We start from the raw sequence: 14,292 nt of genomic DNA, 5'->3' as shown, positions 1-14,292 counted from the left end.
GGGCCGTCAGCGGGTGTCGCTGTCGTCCTCGGCCACCGGTTCACCGGCCGGGCCGTACGGCGACACCTGCCCCCTGGGCACCGGCCGGCCCTCGTCGCCGCGCGACGAGCCACGGTTGAGCGGGTGCCCGCTCGGCTGGGGCCCCTTGCTGTCCTGGCTGGTGGCGCCCTTGGCGTTACGCCGGAACTCTTCCTGCTGCGGGTTGACCACTGGTGTCTCCCTCCGGGTACGGCGGGCGGCATCGACCACCCCGACCGTCGGCATACCCGTCCGCTCCGATGGCATTCCGGACCCCGCTCGTCGGCACGACGGCTAGCCGCGCCCGGATCGGGTACCCGTTGGTGTGGGCAACTATCGAACTGTGGTGCGGGTCCTCCTGGACCGGCGGGGCCGCACCTACGCGGAGGAGGCCGGCATCCGGCTCGCCGACCGGCCCGGGCCGCTGTACCAACTGCTGGTGCTGGCCACCCTGCTGAGCACCCGGATCCGGGCGTGCGTGGCGGTGGACGCCGCGCGGGAGCTGTTCGCGGCGGGCTACCGTACGCCCCAGGCGATGGAGGCGGCCAGCTGGCAGGAGCGCGTGGACGCGCTGGGCCGGGGCCACTACCGCCGCTACGACGAGCGGACCGCCACCATGCTCGGCACCGGTGCCCGGCTGTGCCTGGACCGTTGGCACGGTGACCTGCGCCGACTGCACCGCGAGGCCACGGGCGACCCCACCGGGCTGCGTCGACGCCTCACCGAGTTCCCCGGCATCGGCCCCACCGGCGCGGACATCTACCTGCGCGAGGCGCAGACGGTCTGGTCGGACCTGCGCCCGTACGCCGACCGTCGGGCCCTGTCCGGGGCTGAGCGGCTGGGTCTGCCGGTTTCCCCGGACCGGTTGGCCGGGCTGGTCGACGAACCGGACTTCGGGCGGCTCGCCTCGGCGCTGGTACGGGTGGCGCTCGGCGAGGAGTCGGCGGGCGAGATCGCCCGCGTGGCCGCCCGCTGAGGGCTCACTTCACCGTCTTGTCTCCCGGCCGGGTCAGGTGCCACACCAGCAGGGCGGCGAGCAGCGCCAGGACCACCACCCCGCCGGAGATGCCGCGGCCCTCCTCGGGGCTGCGGCCGGCGCTACCGAAGTAGATCACCGCGAGGCCGGCCAGCACCGTGACGAACGTACGCAACCCTCGGTCCTTCACGTATCGCACGCTAAACGGACCCGCTGGGCTTTGTGCGGTATTCGTGGAATTTGTCGCCATCTCGGGTGACTGTCACCTGTCGCTGACGAACCCGCGCAACCGCACCCGACGCACGGCCCGGTCGGCGACCTCCACGACCTCCAGGGTCAACCCGGGCAGGCGCACCGTCTCCCCCGGCTCACCGGGCAGGTGCCGCAACCGGGCCAGCACCAACCCCGCCACCGTCGTGTAGTCGCGCGACAGCGGGAAACTCAACCGCACCCCCAGATCGGGCAGGTCGTGCAGCGGGAAGTCACCGGGCACCAGCAGGGACCCGTCCGACTCCCGGACGACACCGCGCACGTCCCGGTCGGTCTCGTCGTACAACTCACCGACCACCTCGGCCAGCAGGTCCTCCATGGTGACCATGCCGTCGATGCCGCCGTGCTCGTCGACCACCAGTGCCAGTTGCTGGTGTTGCTGGCGCAGCTGCCGCATCGCGTCGGCGACCGGCAGGGTGACCGGCAGCAGCAGCGGCGGCCGGACCCGCTCGCCCACCGGGGCGGCGCCGGCCTGCACCAGGTCGCGGATGTGCACCACACCGAGCACCTCGTCCAACCCGCCGGGGCCGGTGACCGGGGCGCGGGACCGCCCGGCGGAGGCGAGCCGGCGCACCCCCTCGTCGGCGCGGAGGCCGGCCGGCAGCGTCGTCACCTCCCGCCGGGCCACCAGGATCTCGCGCAGGGTGCGACCGGCGATGTCGAACGCGCCGGTCAGGATCTCCCGCTGCTGGGCGGAGAGCCCGCGCTGGCTGGCCAGCATCTCCCGCAACTCCTCCTCGGTCATCTCCTCCCGGTTGGCCCGCGGGTCACCCCCGGCGAGCCGGACGACAGTGTCGGTGGCCCGACTGAGCAGCCACACCGCCGGTCGGGACACCCGGGCGAGCAGATCCAGCGGGCCGGCGCTGAGCAGCGCCCACCGCTCCGCCCGCTGCATGGCCAGCCGCTTCGGGGCCAACTCGCCGAACACCAGCGTGACGAACGTCAACAGCACCGTCACCAGCAGCACCGCCGCGGGGCGAGCCGCACCGCCGAGGAAACCCAACGGGCCCACCAGCGGCTCGGCCAGCGACACCGCGGCCGCCGCCGACGCCAGGAATCCCGCCAGGGTGATGCCGAGTTGGATGGTGGCCAGGTAGCGGTTCGGGTCACGGGACAGCCGCACCAACCGGTCCCCGGATCGGCTGCGCCGACCCAGCCGCCGTAACTGCCCCTCGCGCAACGTCACAAGCGCCATCTCACTGCCGGACAACGCGGCGTTGACCAGCACGAGGACGGCCACCAGTGCCAACTGCCCGAGTTGACCACCCATCGCGTACCCCCGTCCGCCACCTGCTGTCACTCAACCGCAGCACGGCCGGCTCCGGGCCCGGTTCAGCACCGCGCCCCCGCTCAGTCGACCTCCAGGTCGTCGAGCGAGATGGAGTGGGTCATCAGCCACCGGGCCAACGCCGACATCCCGAACAACCACAGCGGCACCGACTCGGTGGGCCCGTTTGTGGCGTAGATGGCGAAGCGCAGGTCCGGCGCGCGGTACGCCTCGATCCGCCACTGGTGCTGGCGGTCCCGCCAGACAGCGGAAGGGTCCATGGCGTCACCGTAGGTGACCACCGCGGGCTCGGGGGCCGGTTAGCCGGGCACCACGGTCGTTCCGACAATGGCCCGCGCGACGGACACCAGCAGGGCGATCCCAACCGCGGCGAGGATCAACCAGCCGAGGCCCCGCCAGCCCGAGCCCCGGTCGGCGACCGGCGCCGACGGTGGCCGCCAGAGCTCCCGGTGTGTCCAGGCGAGCACACCCGTGCCGAACGGCAGCAGCCCGATCCAGAACCAGAACCATCGGGTACCGGCCAGCGGTGGCGCCCCGCCGATCAACCGACCCAGCCAGAGCAGGGTCACCACACCGGCGAGCAGACCCGCGGTGTTCGCGATCAGGTGCGCCGCCTCGCCGGCGTGCCACGGGTCGGCCACGGCGGCGAGCCGCGCATCCGGACCGGTCTGCGCCGACCGGTCCGGCCGGGCGGGGTGGGACTGCGGGTCGGGCGGTGGGACGGGGGCGTACCGGGTCTGGCCGTTGGGCAGCGTCCACGCGATCATCCAACCCTGCTCTGCGGCCCGCAGAGCAGGGCGGCTACCCCAGTACGCATCGTCGTCGGCCCAGCCGTCCGCCCGTTGATAGGTCACCACCCGGCCAGCCGCGAGATCCCGGTCGAGCTGCGCTTCGGTCGACTCGCGGGGCTCCACCCACCACGCCAGGCCGGCCCACAGCACCCACAGCACCGGCAGGCCCCAGCCCAGCGCCACCGAGACGACGTCGCGACCACCGAACGGTCGCGACCGGGACCGGGACACCTCGACCATCAGCCCACCGTCGCATCCCGGCGCAAACGTGTCAGCCCCGCTTCGGTAGCGGCGGTCAGCGGTCAGGTTGATCCTGGTCCGTCGGCACGGTGGCCCGTCGGACGCAGTCGCGAAGCAGGGCACGACGTCGGGAATGCACGTCGTCGGGTTCCTGGCTGCTGGCCGCGTAGACGTTGCTCACCGGTGACCAGGCCATCGACATCGCGATGACCAGGGCCATGATGTCGAACGGGTCACCGCCACGGATCCGCCCGGCGGCCTGGGCCTCGGCGATGGCAGTGAGCTTGGGATCGTCGTAGTGCTGGTGGGTCTCGACGAGGTGCCCAGCGGGCCGGCGCTCCAGCCGCGTCCAGGTCGCGAGCCGGATGAGGTCGGGTCGGCGCAGGTATTCGTCGTAGAGGCGAACGGCCCAGTCCGCGAGATCGTCGGCGTCGATGGGCACGACGTTGGTGATGCGCTCCAGGGAGCTGAGGAAGATCGCGTCGAACAGTCGTTCCTTGTCCCCGAAGTAGGCGTAGAGCTGCGCCTTGTTGGTGCGGGCCGCCGTCACTATGCGTTCGACGCGTGCCCCGGCGATGCCGTGTTGGGCGAACTCCTCGGTGGCGGCGTCCAGGATGCGCTGGTACGTCGCGGCGCCTCGCGAGGTCAGGGGCTGCTCCGGCATGCACCCACAGTAGCAAAACAGAACGGTTGGTTTGCTTTGGCTCGCCGTCCGACCTACGCTTCAACAGACCGAACAGTCTGTTTAAGGGAGTCGATCATGCGAAGGACCACCGGATGGCGAGCGACCGGCCCCACGTCGCTGCGGCGTACCCCGATCGAACGCCGTGACCTACGCCCGGACGACATCGCGGTACGGGTCGACTACTGCGGGGTCTGCCACAGCGACCTGCACGCCCTGCACGACTACGACCAGCGGACCAACGCACCCCTGGTGCCGGGGCACGAGTTCACAGGTGTGGTGATCGGCACCGGCGCCGAGGTGACCAGCTTCTCGATCGGCGACAGCGTCGCGGTGGGCAACATCGTCGACTCCTGCGGCGACTGCGCCATGTGCACGGCCAGTCAGGAGAACTTCTGCCACTCCTTCCCGACGCTCACCTACGGCGGCAGAGACCGGCGCGACGGGTCGACGACCCTCGGCGGCTTCTCCCGCGAATACGTCGTGCGGCACACCTTCGCCTACCGGCTCCCCGCCGGCCTCGACCCGGCCGCGGCCGCCCCGCTGCTGTGCGCCGGCGTCACGGTCTGGGAGCCCCTGCGCTCCCATCGCGTCGGCCCGGACAGTCGCGTCGCGGTGGCCGGGCTCGGCGGCCTGGGCCACCTCGCGGTCAAGATGGCCGTGGCACTGGGCGCCACCACGACCGTGATCAGCCGCGGCCAGGACAAGCGGGACGACGCCCGCCGGCTCGGCGCACACGGGTTCGTCGACTCCACCGACCCTCAGCAGACGGCTGCCGCACGCGACACCTTCGACCTCGTCATCGACACCATCTCCGCACCGCACGACCTTGCCCCGTATCTGCGTCTGGTGGCGATGGACGGCACCCTCAGCCTGCTCGGATACCTGGGTCCGGTGACCGTCGAGACCACCGACCTGCTTGTCGGCCGCAAGAAGCTCAGCTCGGCCGGGAGCGGTGGCCGCCGCTCGACAGCTGAGATGCTCCGGTTCTGCGCCGAGCACAGCATCACCGCCGACATCGAGGTACTTCCGTCGGCGCAGGTGGGCACGGCACTCGACCGCCTGCGGCGAAACGACGTCCGCTACCGCTTCGTGCTGGACATGTCCGACCTGGACTGACAGTGGTTGGCCAGGTCACCGCGCGGCGCTGGAGGTGACGACGACCCGGGCGTCGTCGGGCAGTCGGCGGGTCGCGCCGCGCCGGTCCAGCAACTCCAGCAGGGGCACCGCCACCCGGCGGGTGGTGTCCAACGCCTGCCGGGCCGCGGAGAGCGTGAACGGCTGCGGCAGCCCGGCCAACACCCGGACCGCGCCGTCGAGCGCGTCGGGCAACAGCACCACGTTGTCGGCCAACCGCAGCAACGCACCGGCCCGCACCGCCGCGCCGATCTCCCGTGGACCCAGACCAAGGTCGACGAGACGGTCCGCCTCGGGGGCCCGGAACGGCCGGTCGCCGTACTCGGCGCGGACCCGCCGCACGGCCCGGGCCACCGGCTCCGGCAGCGCGTCGACGTCCGCCGCGCCGACCCGCCCGGCGCGGATCCGCAGCGGCGGCCGGACCAACGCCTCGACAAGCACCCGGTCGGGCAGGGCGAGGCGCTGACGCAGCGCGTCCACCGGCATCCCGGGCTCCAACGGGTGCTCCCGCGCGTAACGGGTGACCTCCTCGGTCACCTGCGCGCCGAGCCGCCGCCAGTGCGCCGGATCGGCCAACCAGTCACCGGCCACCGGCGCGGTGTGCACCGGCACCCCCATCCTGATCAACGCGCCGGCCCGGACCAGCCGACGGCGGCGCAGCTCCCCGGCCAGGTCGGGACGACCGTCCAGCTCGTCCAGGACCTCCGCACGGGCGGCTGCGGCGCCCCGGCGGGCCAGCGGTGGCGGCACCACATCCAGCACCCGCACCCCGCCGCTGACGTGGTGACGGCCCGGGTCGCGCAGCAACGCCCGGTCACCCACCAGCAACGGCAACGGACGGGACAGGCGCAGCCGGGCGGTGTCCACACCGAGCGGGCGCACCCGTACCGGCACCGCCGCCGACCCGACGTGCAGGGTGAGGGTGGCCGGCAGGTCGGCTGCCGGATCGCCGGTCAGCCGCACGTCGACCAGGTCGGTGCTGTGAAACCGGCCCGGGGTGAGCAGCGCGTCGCCACGGCCGAGCCGGTCGCGCGGCGTACCCCGCAGGTTGACCGCCACCCGGGCCACCGCCGTCACCTCCGGTCGGGCCTCGCCCAAGGCATGCAGGCCGCGAACCCGGACCGGGTCGTCGGCCCCGGCCAACTCCAACTCGTCGCCCACCCGCAACCGTCCGCCACCGAGGGTGCCGGTGACCACTGTGCCGCTGCCCCGCACGGTGAAGCTGCGGTCGACCCAGAGGCGCACCGGGTCGTCGAGCAGGGGTGCAGGCACCCGGGCGGCCAGCCGGTCCAGGGCGGCCCGCAGCTCCGGCAGACCCGCGCCGGTCAGGCCACTGACCGCGACCGCCGGCACCGCGCCGAGGCTGGTCGCCGCGATCTCGGCGCGGGCGTGGGCGGTGGCCGGCCCGGGGTCGGCCAGGTCCGCGCGGGTCACCGCCAGCAGGCCGTACCCGACGCCGAGCGCGTCGAGCGCGGCCAGGTGCTCGGCGGACTGCGGCATCCACCCCTCGTCGGCCGCGACCACGATCAGCGCCGCCGGCACCGGGCCGACCCCGGCGAGCATGTTCGGCACGAACCGCTCGTGCCCGGGTACGTCGACGAAGGCGACGGTGCCGCCGGAGGGCAGCGTCGTCCAAGCGAAGCCCAGGTCGATGGTCATGCCCCGGCGGCGTTCCTCGGCCCACCTGTCGGGTTCCATCCCGGTCAGCGCCCGGACCAGTGTCGACTTGCCGTGGTCGACGTGCCCGGCGGTGGCGACGACGAACACGCTCAGTCGTCCCCGGGTACGCGCAGCACGGCCGCCCGGACGGCGTCGTCGGCCTCTTCGGGGACACAGCGCAGGTCGAGCAGGAGCCGACCCCGGACCACCCGGCCGAGCACCGGCTGCTCGCTGGTGCGCAGCGGACCCGCGTACCGTTCGGGCAGGCTCAGCGCCCACGAGTCCAGCTCGACCCCCGGTGCTCCGCCACCGCCGACCACCGCGACGGCCGGCACCACCTCGGCCTTGCGGCCGTCCGCGCCGAGCCGGTCACGCAGCCGCTCCACCCGCTCTCGCAGGGCGGCCGGGTCGGCGTGCAGGGCGGCCCGGGTCGGGGTGACCGGTCGGTGCACTGTGGCGGCCAGCGCGGCCAGGGTGAGCTTGTCCACCCGCAGCGCCCGGGCCAGCGGGTGCCGGCGCAGCCTCTCGACCAGGTCGACGTCACCGAGCAGCAGGCCCGCCTGCGGGCCGCCGAGCAGCTTGTCACCGCTGGCCGTGACCAGCGCGGCACCCGCGCGCAGGGTGCTCGCCGCGTCCGGTTCGTCGGGCAGCAGCGCATCCGCGGTGAGCAGGCCGGAGCCGATGTCGGCGACCACCGGCACCCCGAGGGTGGCCAGTTGGCGTACCGGGGTCGCCGAGGTGAAGCCGGTGACCTGGAAGTTCGACGGGTGCACCTTGAGCACGAAGCCGGTCTGCGGGCCGAGCACGGCGGCGTAGTCCGCGAGTGTGGTGCGGTTGGTGGTGCCCACCTCCCGCAACCGGGCGCCGGTGCTCTCCAGCAGGTCGGGCAGGCGGAAACCGTCGCCGATCTCGACGAGTTCGCCCCGGCTGACCACGATCTCCCGGCCGGCGGCCAGCGCGGTGGCGGCCAGCACCAGCGCGGCGGCGCCGTTGTTGACCACGTGCACGGCACCCGCGTCGGGCACGGCGGCGGCCAGGGCGTCGAGCGCGTCGCGGCCACGGCGGGCCCGTCGGCCGGTGCTCAGGTCCAACTCCACGTCGGTGTGCCCGGCGGCGGCCACCACCGCGGCGACCGCGGCGGGCGACAGCGCCGCCCGGCCCAGGTTGGTGTGCAGCACGACGCCCGTGGCGTTGAGCACCGCCCGGGGGCCGACGGCGGGCAACGCGGCGACCGCGGCGTCGCGTACCTCGTCGGGATTGATCTCGCCGCGGCGGGCCTGCTCCTGGGCGCGGACGACCACCGCCTTCACCCGGTCCCGGCCCAGCGTCGTGCTGGCCGCGGCCAGCAGCGGGTCGGCCAGGAGCGTGTCGGTGCGAGGCACGCGGCGTCGCGGGTCCACCGGCCCGTCGCCCATCGCGTCATCCCCCGCTGCGGTTTGGCGGAGACGGACGGGAATCGAACCCGCCTGGCCCGGGTCCCGGACCACTCCGGTTTTGAAGACCGGGAGGGGCACCAGCCACCTGAACGCCTCCACCGGACATTCGATCACACCCCGGGCGGGGCCGCGCGACCAGCTGGAAGATCCATGCTGGTTCGCCGGGCGTCGGCCCGTTCGCGCTGCGGCACCACCGTGTACCGGGGATCGCGGGCGGAGGCGACGCCGCCGTAGAAGATGCCGAACCGGGTGAGCACCGAGGCGGCCAGCAGCGCGGCACCGGACAGCGCGCTCACCGACCGGCTGCGCCGGCCGAGCAGCGCACCGCCGACCCCACCGGCGGTGAGCAGCCGCCCGGCGCGCAGCAGCCGCCCGGGGCGGCCCTGCCGGTAGGGCTCGCTGAGCAGACCGAGGCGGGTCTCCACCCGGTGCGCGCCGTACAGTTCCAGGGCCGCGCCGGCCACCGCCATCCGCCGGGCCGGCCCGGCCTGCTCCGGCGGCGCGGCGAGCAGACCCACGCCGGCGCCGCTGGCCAGGGCGCTGCCGGCGAAGATGACAGGCAACTCGGGGTACGCCTCGTGCCACGACGGCACCGCCGTGTCGGCGAGCAGCACCCCGGTGTACGTGGCCAGCGCGGGCGCGGTCCCGGCGGCGAGCAGCCCGGCGGCGTGCCCCAGCGACGGCAACGCCCGACCGGCCAGCCCGAGCGGCCCGTGGCGGGGCAGCCGACCGGCGACCTCGGCAATGGCGGCGACGCCCGCGGCCGGCCCGTACGCGGTGAGGATCCAGGTGCCCATCGACATCGGCGAGGTCGGTTTGGCCACCCGGAGCATGTGGTGGAACCGCGCCGGCCGGCCCAGGTCCCGGATCAGGAAGACGGCGCTGGCGCTGACGGCGGCCAGCGCGGTCACCCGACCGGCGCGACGCAACGCCGGCCGGCCGGTGAGCTGCCCACCCGCGGCGAGCAGCGACGAGCCGGCGGCCAGCCCACCGGTGAACAGGTACGCCGCGATGTCCCACTTCCAGACCGGCGCCTTGAGGATGGGGCGACCGTAGTACGACGTGAACTCGGCCGCCGGCACCCGCACTTCCTCGCCACCGCCGCGACGCCCGCTCCGGCGACCGGAGCGTTCGGCGGCCCGCGACCGCCCGGAGGTCAGGTCCGTTCCGGAGTCGGGGCTCGCCGCCGCGTGCCGCACCCGCGAACCATCCGAGGGGTCGGCGGCGAGCCGGTCACGGAAGCGGCGGAAGCGGTCACCCGTTTCGGGGCGGTGCGCGCTCACGAGGAACCTCCGACGAACGCGGCGACGGTCGCCGCCGCCATGGCGAGGGCGGCGAAGCCGGCGCGTTTCCACATGGCCGGCAGGTCCCGGGTGGTCACCACCGGATCCGGTGGCAACCCGTACACCTCCGGCTCGTCCAACAGCAGGAAGAACGCGCCGTCGCCACCCACCCCGTCGTTCGGGTCGTGCCCGTACAGGCGGGCCTCCGGCACGCCCCGCTCGTGCAGTGTCTCGACCCGTGCCGCGGCCCGCTCCCGCAACTCGTCGAGCGGGCCGTACTGGATCGACTCGGTCGGACACGCCTGCGCACACGCCGGGGTCATCCCCGCACCCAACCGGTCGTAGCACAGCGTGCACTTCCACGCCCGACCGTCGTCCTTACGCTGATCGATCACCCCGTACGGACACGCCGAAATGCAGTACCCACACCCGTTGCAGATGTCCTCCTGCACCACCACAGTCCCGAACTCCGTCCGGAACAACGACCCCGTCGGACACACGTCCAGACACGCCGCGTGCGTGCAGTGCTTGCAGACGTCCGACATCATCAACCAGCGGAAATCCGAACGCCCCTCGGCACCGGTACCCCGCCCCGGCGGCTGCGCCCCCGGCATCCCCAGGAACTGCGGACCCCCGCCAGCCCGGCCCGTGGCGATCGGACCGGTCGGAGAGTCGGCGATCGGGGCGCCGAGGACATCGATCGGCCCGCCCCCGGTCATCCGGGCGGCGGCGGACGGCGTGCCGGTCGGCAGCCCCGGGTCCGTGCCGGTGCGCTCGGTCGTACCCGCCGCCACGGCCGCCGACGCCGCGCTCACCGAGCCATCGGTCGGCGTCCCCGCGAACGGCGGCGCGCGGTGCCCGGCCGGCCGGGGCTGCTCGATGAACGCGACGTGCCGCCACGAGTTCGCGGTCAACGCGCCGGTGTTGTCGTACGACATGCCGAGCAGGTCGAGCCCGCTCTCCGGGACACCGTTCCACTCCTTGCAGGCCACCTCGCACGCTTTACAGCCGATGCAGACGCTGGTGTCGGTGAAGAACCCCATCCGGGGCGGCGCGTTCTGGTAACCGGCCTCGGGCGCCGGATCCAACGGGCCGTACAGGCTGTTCGGGTCAGGAATCACCGCGCTCCTCCGCCACACTGTCGGTGGTGACGGCCGGAGCGTGCTGGCCGGGCAGGATCCCGGCCCGCCGCTGGTAGTCAGCCACCAGGTCGAGCAGAGCCGGCCCGGTGGGCCGCCGGCCCGGCTGGATGTCGCAGGTGCCGACCTTGCTCTCCTGGATCAGGACGTTCGGGTCCAGGCTGATACCGAACAGGTCGTTCGCCGAATCGCCGGTGACCAGGCCCTCGAACCCGAAGTGGTACGGCAACCACACCTGATGAATGACCCGACCATCCACCCGCAACGGGGTGAGCCGATCGGTCACCAACACCTTCGCCTCGATGGCCGCCCGCGCCGTCACCAGGTGCGCCCACCCCAGATGTGCCAGCCCACGCTCGACCGCCAACTCCGGCGACACCTCGACGAACATCTCCGGCTGCAACTCGGCAAGCGTCCGCACCATCCGACTCATCGCCCCGGCGGTGTGGTGCTCGGTCAGCCGACTGACAGTGAACACGTACGGGAACACCTGCGCGTGCTCCTGCGGCGGGCTCGGGTTCACCGAGTTCACCGGGTGCGCGTACATCTTGCGCGTCGGGTTGGCCTGCTGCCGGTACAGCGGGTTGCGCACCGGCGACTCCACCGGCTCGTAGTGGGTGGGCAGCGGCCCGTCCAGCACGCCGCTGGGCGCGTACAGCCAACCCTTGCCGTCACCCTGCATGACGAACGGGTCGTCACCGGCGATGCCCTCGGTCCCGGACGCGCCGGGCGGCGGCCGGTACGACGGCGGTTTGGTCTTCTCGAAGTCCGGCACGTCGTAGCCGGTCCACTCGCCCTTGTCCGGGTCCCACCAGACGTACTTCTTGCGCTCGCTCCACGGGTTACCGTCCGGGTCGGCGGAGGCACGGTTGTAGAGGATGCGCCGGTTCGCCGGCCACGCCCAGCCCCACTCGGCGGCCACCCAGTCCTGCTCGTGTCGGGACCTGCGCCGCGCCGCCTGGTTGACGCCGTCGGCGTACACCCCCGTGTAGATCCAGCAGCCGATCGCTGTGGAGCCGTCGTCGCGGGCCTCGGCGAAGCTGGACAGCGGACGGCCGGTCGTCACGTCGTACCCGTTGATCTCGCGCAGCACCGCCTCGGCGCTCGGCTCCGCGTGCGGACCGTGCGTGGGGTAGTCCCAGGTGAGGTCGAGCAACGCCCGGTCGCGCGGCAGCGGCGAGTCGGCCAGCTTCTCCCGCAGCCTGCGCCCGAGGTGGTAGAAGAACCACAGCTCGGAACGGGCGTCGCCCGGTGGCTCGACGGCCTTCTCCCGCCACTGCAACAGCCGCTGCGTCTGGGTGAACGTGCCCTCCTTCTCCACGTGCGAGGCGGCCGGCAGGAAGAACACCTCGGTCCGACACTCCTCGGGCACGATCTCCCCGGTGGCCACCTCGGGGCCGCTCTGCCAGAACGTGGCGCTCTCGATCATGAACAGGTCCCGGACCACCAGCCAGTCCAGGTTGGCCATGCCGAGGCGCTGCGCGCGGCCGTGCGCCGAGCCGACCGCCGGGTTCTGCCCGAGCAGGAAGTACCCCTTGACCTTCCCGTCGATCATGTTGAGCACCTGCTGGTAGGTGCCGTGATCACCGGTCAACCGGGGCAGGTAGCCGTAACAGAAGTCGTTCTCCGGTGTCGCCGCGTCACCCCAGTACGCCTTGAGCAGGCTGGCCGCGAACGACCGCGCGTTGCCCCAGAACCCCTTCTGACCCGGGTGCCGGATGCTCTCCACCCACTCGTCGAAGCTCGGGTGCTCGGCATGGTGGGGCATCGGCAGGTAGCCGGGCAGCAGGTTGAACAGCGTCGGGATGTCGGTGGAGCCCTGGATGCTCGCGTGCCCGCGCAGCGCCATCACACCGCCACCCGGGCGACCCATGTTGCCGAGCAGCAGTTGGATGATCGCGCCGGTACGGATGTACTGCACACCGACGCTGTGCTGCGTCCAGCCCACCGAGTAGATCAGCATGCCGGTCCGCTCCCGACCGGAGTTGCGGGTCCACGCCTCGGCCAACTCGAGGAACTGCTCCCGCGGAATCCCGCAGACCCGTTCCACCATCTCCGGGGTGTAACGGGAGAAGTGCCGCTTGAGGATCTGGTAGACGCAGCGCGGGTGCTGCAACGTCTCGTCCCGCTCGGTCTGCCCACCCACCTGCGCGCCGTGCGACTCGTGCGTCAACCCGGCGGCGCTGTCCCGCTCCTGGGCGGTGTGCCCACTGCCGGACGAACCCTCGTGCCCCGCGTACTGCCAGCTGTCCTGCACGTAGCTGCCGGTCTCCGGATCGAACCCCGAGAAGAACCCGTCGCCGTCCTCGGTGTCGACGAAATCCTCGCTGACGATCGTCGCCGCGTTCGTGTACGACAGCACGTACTCGCGGAAGTCCAGCTCGTTGTCGAGGATGTAGCGCACCACGCCACCCAGCAGGGCGATGTCGGTGCCGGCCCGGATCGGCAGGTACGCGTCGGCAACCGCGCTGGTCCGGGTGAACCGGGGGTCGACGTGGAACACCTTCGCGCCCCGACGCTTGGCCTCCATCACCCACTGGAAACCCACCGGGTGCGCCTCGGCCATGTTCGAACCCTGGATGACGATCACGTCAGCGTTGGCGATGTCCTGCTGGAAATCCGTCGCACCGCCACGACCGAAGCTGGCCCCCAGACCGGGGACGGTGGCGGAGTGTCAAATACGGGCCTGGTTCTCGATCTGGAGCGCCCCCATCGCGGTGAACAACTTCTTGATGAGGTAGTTCTCCTCGTTGTCCAGCGTCGCCCCACCCAGGCTGGAGAAACCCAGCGTCCGGTTGAGCGGCCGGCCCTGCGTGTCGATGTCCTCCCAGGTCTGCTCGCGGGCCGCGAGCATCCGGTCGGCGATCATGTCGAGCGCGGTGTCGAGGTCCAGATCCTCCCACTGCGTCGAATAGGGACGGCGGTAGCGGACCGTCGTCTGCCGCAGCGGACTGGTCACCAGGCTCTTGCTCGCCGAACCCTTCGGGCAGAGCCGACCCCGCGAGATCGGGCTGTCCGGGTCACCCTCGATCTGACTGACCTGCCCGTCCTTGACGTACACCCGCTGACCGCAGCCGACGGCGCAGTACGGGCACACCGAGCGGGCCACGCTGTCGGCGGTGTCGGTGCGGGCGGTCAGGCCGGCCGAGCGCGCGGACTTGGCGGCGGCGCCCCGGCCCAACGGGTCCGTGCCGGTGAGCTGGCGGTAGACCGGCCAACCCTCGACAAAGGTCCGCAGACCCATGCCCGACACCCCCTCCCACCCGAGCGACCCCATGAAGATAGGTCAACCGAGACATGTTCGCGAGTGGGGGCGGTCAGACAGCGCCGCCCCCGGCCTCGTGGGCCGGGGGCGGCGCTGGTGTCGGTGTGC

The 14,292-nt window shown here is 72.7% G+C and carries 13 protein-coding genes and 1 tRNA gene; 2 read left to right on the top strand and 12 right to left on the bottom strand.

Annotated elements, in window-relative coordinates; genetic code table 11:
- Positions 1 to 6: 6 nt before the first annotated feature.
- Positions 7 to 210 carry a hypothetical protein gene (locus tag AB0B86_RS22970; RefSeq protein WP_357405404.1) on the bottom strand — a complete coding sequence of 68 codons (204 nt, stop codon included), beginning with the start codon at positions 208 to 210 and terminating at the stop codon, positions 7 to 9.
- A 133-nt stretch (positions 211 to 343) separates the two neighbouring features.
- On the opposite strand from AB0B86_RS22970, the gene AB0B86_RS22965 reads away from it, so the two are divergent.
- A complete protein-coding gene (locus tag AB0B86_RS22965; protein ID WP_357405402.1) occupies positions 344 to 994 on the top strand; it encodes a hypothetical protein in 651 nt (216 codons plus the stop codon).
- 4 nt (positions 995 to 998) lie between these two features.
- Here AB0B86_RS22965 and AB0B86_RS22960 read toward each other — a convergent pair whose 3' ends face one another.
- The 5 genes from AB0B86_RS22960 to AB0B86_RS22940 form a co-directional block, all read right to left on the bottom strand.
- Positions 999 to 1,184, bottom strand: coding sequence for a hypothetical protein (locus AB0B86_RS22960; RefSeq protein ID WP_036410487.1), 186 nt, complete (start codon positions 1,182 to 1,184; stop codon positions 999 to 1,001).
- A gap of 72 nt (positions 1,185 to 1,256) precedes the next feature.
- Complete coding sequence (locus AB0B86_RS22955; protein WP_357405400.1) at positions 1,257 to 2,534, bottom strand: hemolysin family protein; 1,278 nt, start codon at positions 2,532 to 2,534, stop codon at positions 1,257 to 1,259.
- Positions 2,535 to 2,614: 80 nt separating this feature from the next.
- Positions 2,615 to 2,812 (bottom strand): hypothetical protein, encoded by a 198-nt coding sequence (locus AB0B86_RS22950; protein ID WP_088989536.1) that lies wholly within the window; start codon positions 2,810 to 2,812, stop codon positions 2,615 to 2,617.
- Between the two features lie 39 nt (positions 2,813 to 2,851).
- Positions 2,852 to 3,583, bottom strand: coding sequence for a hypothetical protein (locus AB0B86_RS22945; RefSeq protein ID WP_357405398.1), 732 nt, complete (start codon positions 3,581 to 3,583; stop codon positions 2,852 to 2,854).
- 55 nt (positions 3,584 to 3,638) lie between these two features.
- Positions 3,639 to 4,247, bottom strand: a complete 609-nt coding sequence (locus AB0B86_RS22940; protein WP_357405396.1) for a TetR family transcriptional regulator — start codon at positions 4,245 to 4,247, stop codon at positions 3,639 to 3,641.
- 96 nt (positions 4,248 to 4,343) lie between these two features.
- Here AB0B86_RS22940 and AB0B86_RS22935 point away from each other — a divergent pair, with 96 nt between their 5' ends.
- On the top strand, positions 4,344 to 5,384 hold the full coding sequence (locus AB0B86_RS22935) for an NAD(P)-dependent alcohol dehydrogenase (RefSeq protein WP_357419798.1): 1,041 nt from the start codon (positions 4,344 to 4,346) through the stop codon (positions 5,382 to 5,384).
- Positions 5,385 to 5,399: 15 nt separating this feature from the next.
- Here AB0B86_RS22935 and selB read toward each other — a convergent pair whose 3' ends face one another.
- The 6 genes from selB to fdh form a co-directional block, all read right to left on the bottom strand.
- Complete coding sequence (gene selB / locus AB0B86_RS22930) at positions 5,400 to 7,169, bottom strand: selenocysteine-specific translation elongation factor (protein WP_357405392.1); 1,770 nt, start codon at positions 7,167 to 7,169, stop codon at positions 5,400 to 5,402.
- Positions 7,170 to 7,171: 2 nt separating this feature from the next.
- Positions 7,172 to 8,476, bottom strand: a complete 1,305-nt coding sequence (gene selA, locus AB0B86_RS22925; protein WP_357405390.1) for an L-seryl-tRNA(Sec) selenium transferase — start codon at positions 8,474 to 8,476, stop codon at positions 7,172 to 7,174.
- Between the two features lie 22 nt (positions 8,477 to 8,498).
- Positions 8,499 to 8,594: transfer RNA gene (locus tag AB0B86_RS22920), tRNA-Sec, on the bottom strand.
- Between the two features lie 13 nt (positions 8,595 to 8,607).
- On the bottom strand, positions 8,608 to 9,780 hold the full coding sequence (gene nrfD, locus AB0B86_RS22915) for an NrfD/PsrC family molybdoenzyme membrane anchor subunit (RefSeq protein ID WP_357405388.1): 1,173 nt from the start codon (positions 9,778 to 9,780) through the stop codon (positions 8,608 to 8,610).
- A complete protein-coding gene (locus AB0B86_RS22910) occupies positions 9,777 to 10,898 on the bottom strand; it encodes a 4Fe-4S dicluster domain-containing protein (protein ID WP_357405672.1) in 1,122 nt (373 codons plus the stop codon). Before AB0B86_RS22910 ends, nrfD begins: the two co-directional genes overlap by 4 nt.
- Positions 10,891 to 14,163: a formate dehydrogenase gene (fdh, locus tag AB0B86_RS22905; RefSeq protein ID WP_357419797.1), complete on the bottom strand. Its 3,273-nt coding sequence runs from the start codon at positions 14,161 to 14,163 to the stop codon at positions 10,891 to 10,893. Before fdh ends, AB0B86_RS22910 begins: the two co-directional genes overlap by 8 nt.
- Positions 14,164 to 14,292 lie beyond the last annotated feature (129 nt).

Origin of the sequence: Micromonospora sp. NPDC049047, from assembly GCF_040649135.1 — a bacterium.
Taxonomy (GTDB): Bacteria; Actinomycetota; Actinomycetes; order Mycobacteriales; family Micromonosporaceae; genus Micromonospora.
The sequence above is the reverse complement of the archived record's forward strand: the minus strand, read 5'-3'. Positions and strand labels throughout refer to the sequence as shown.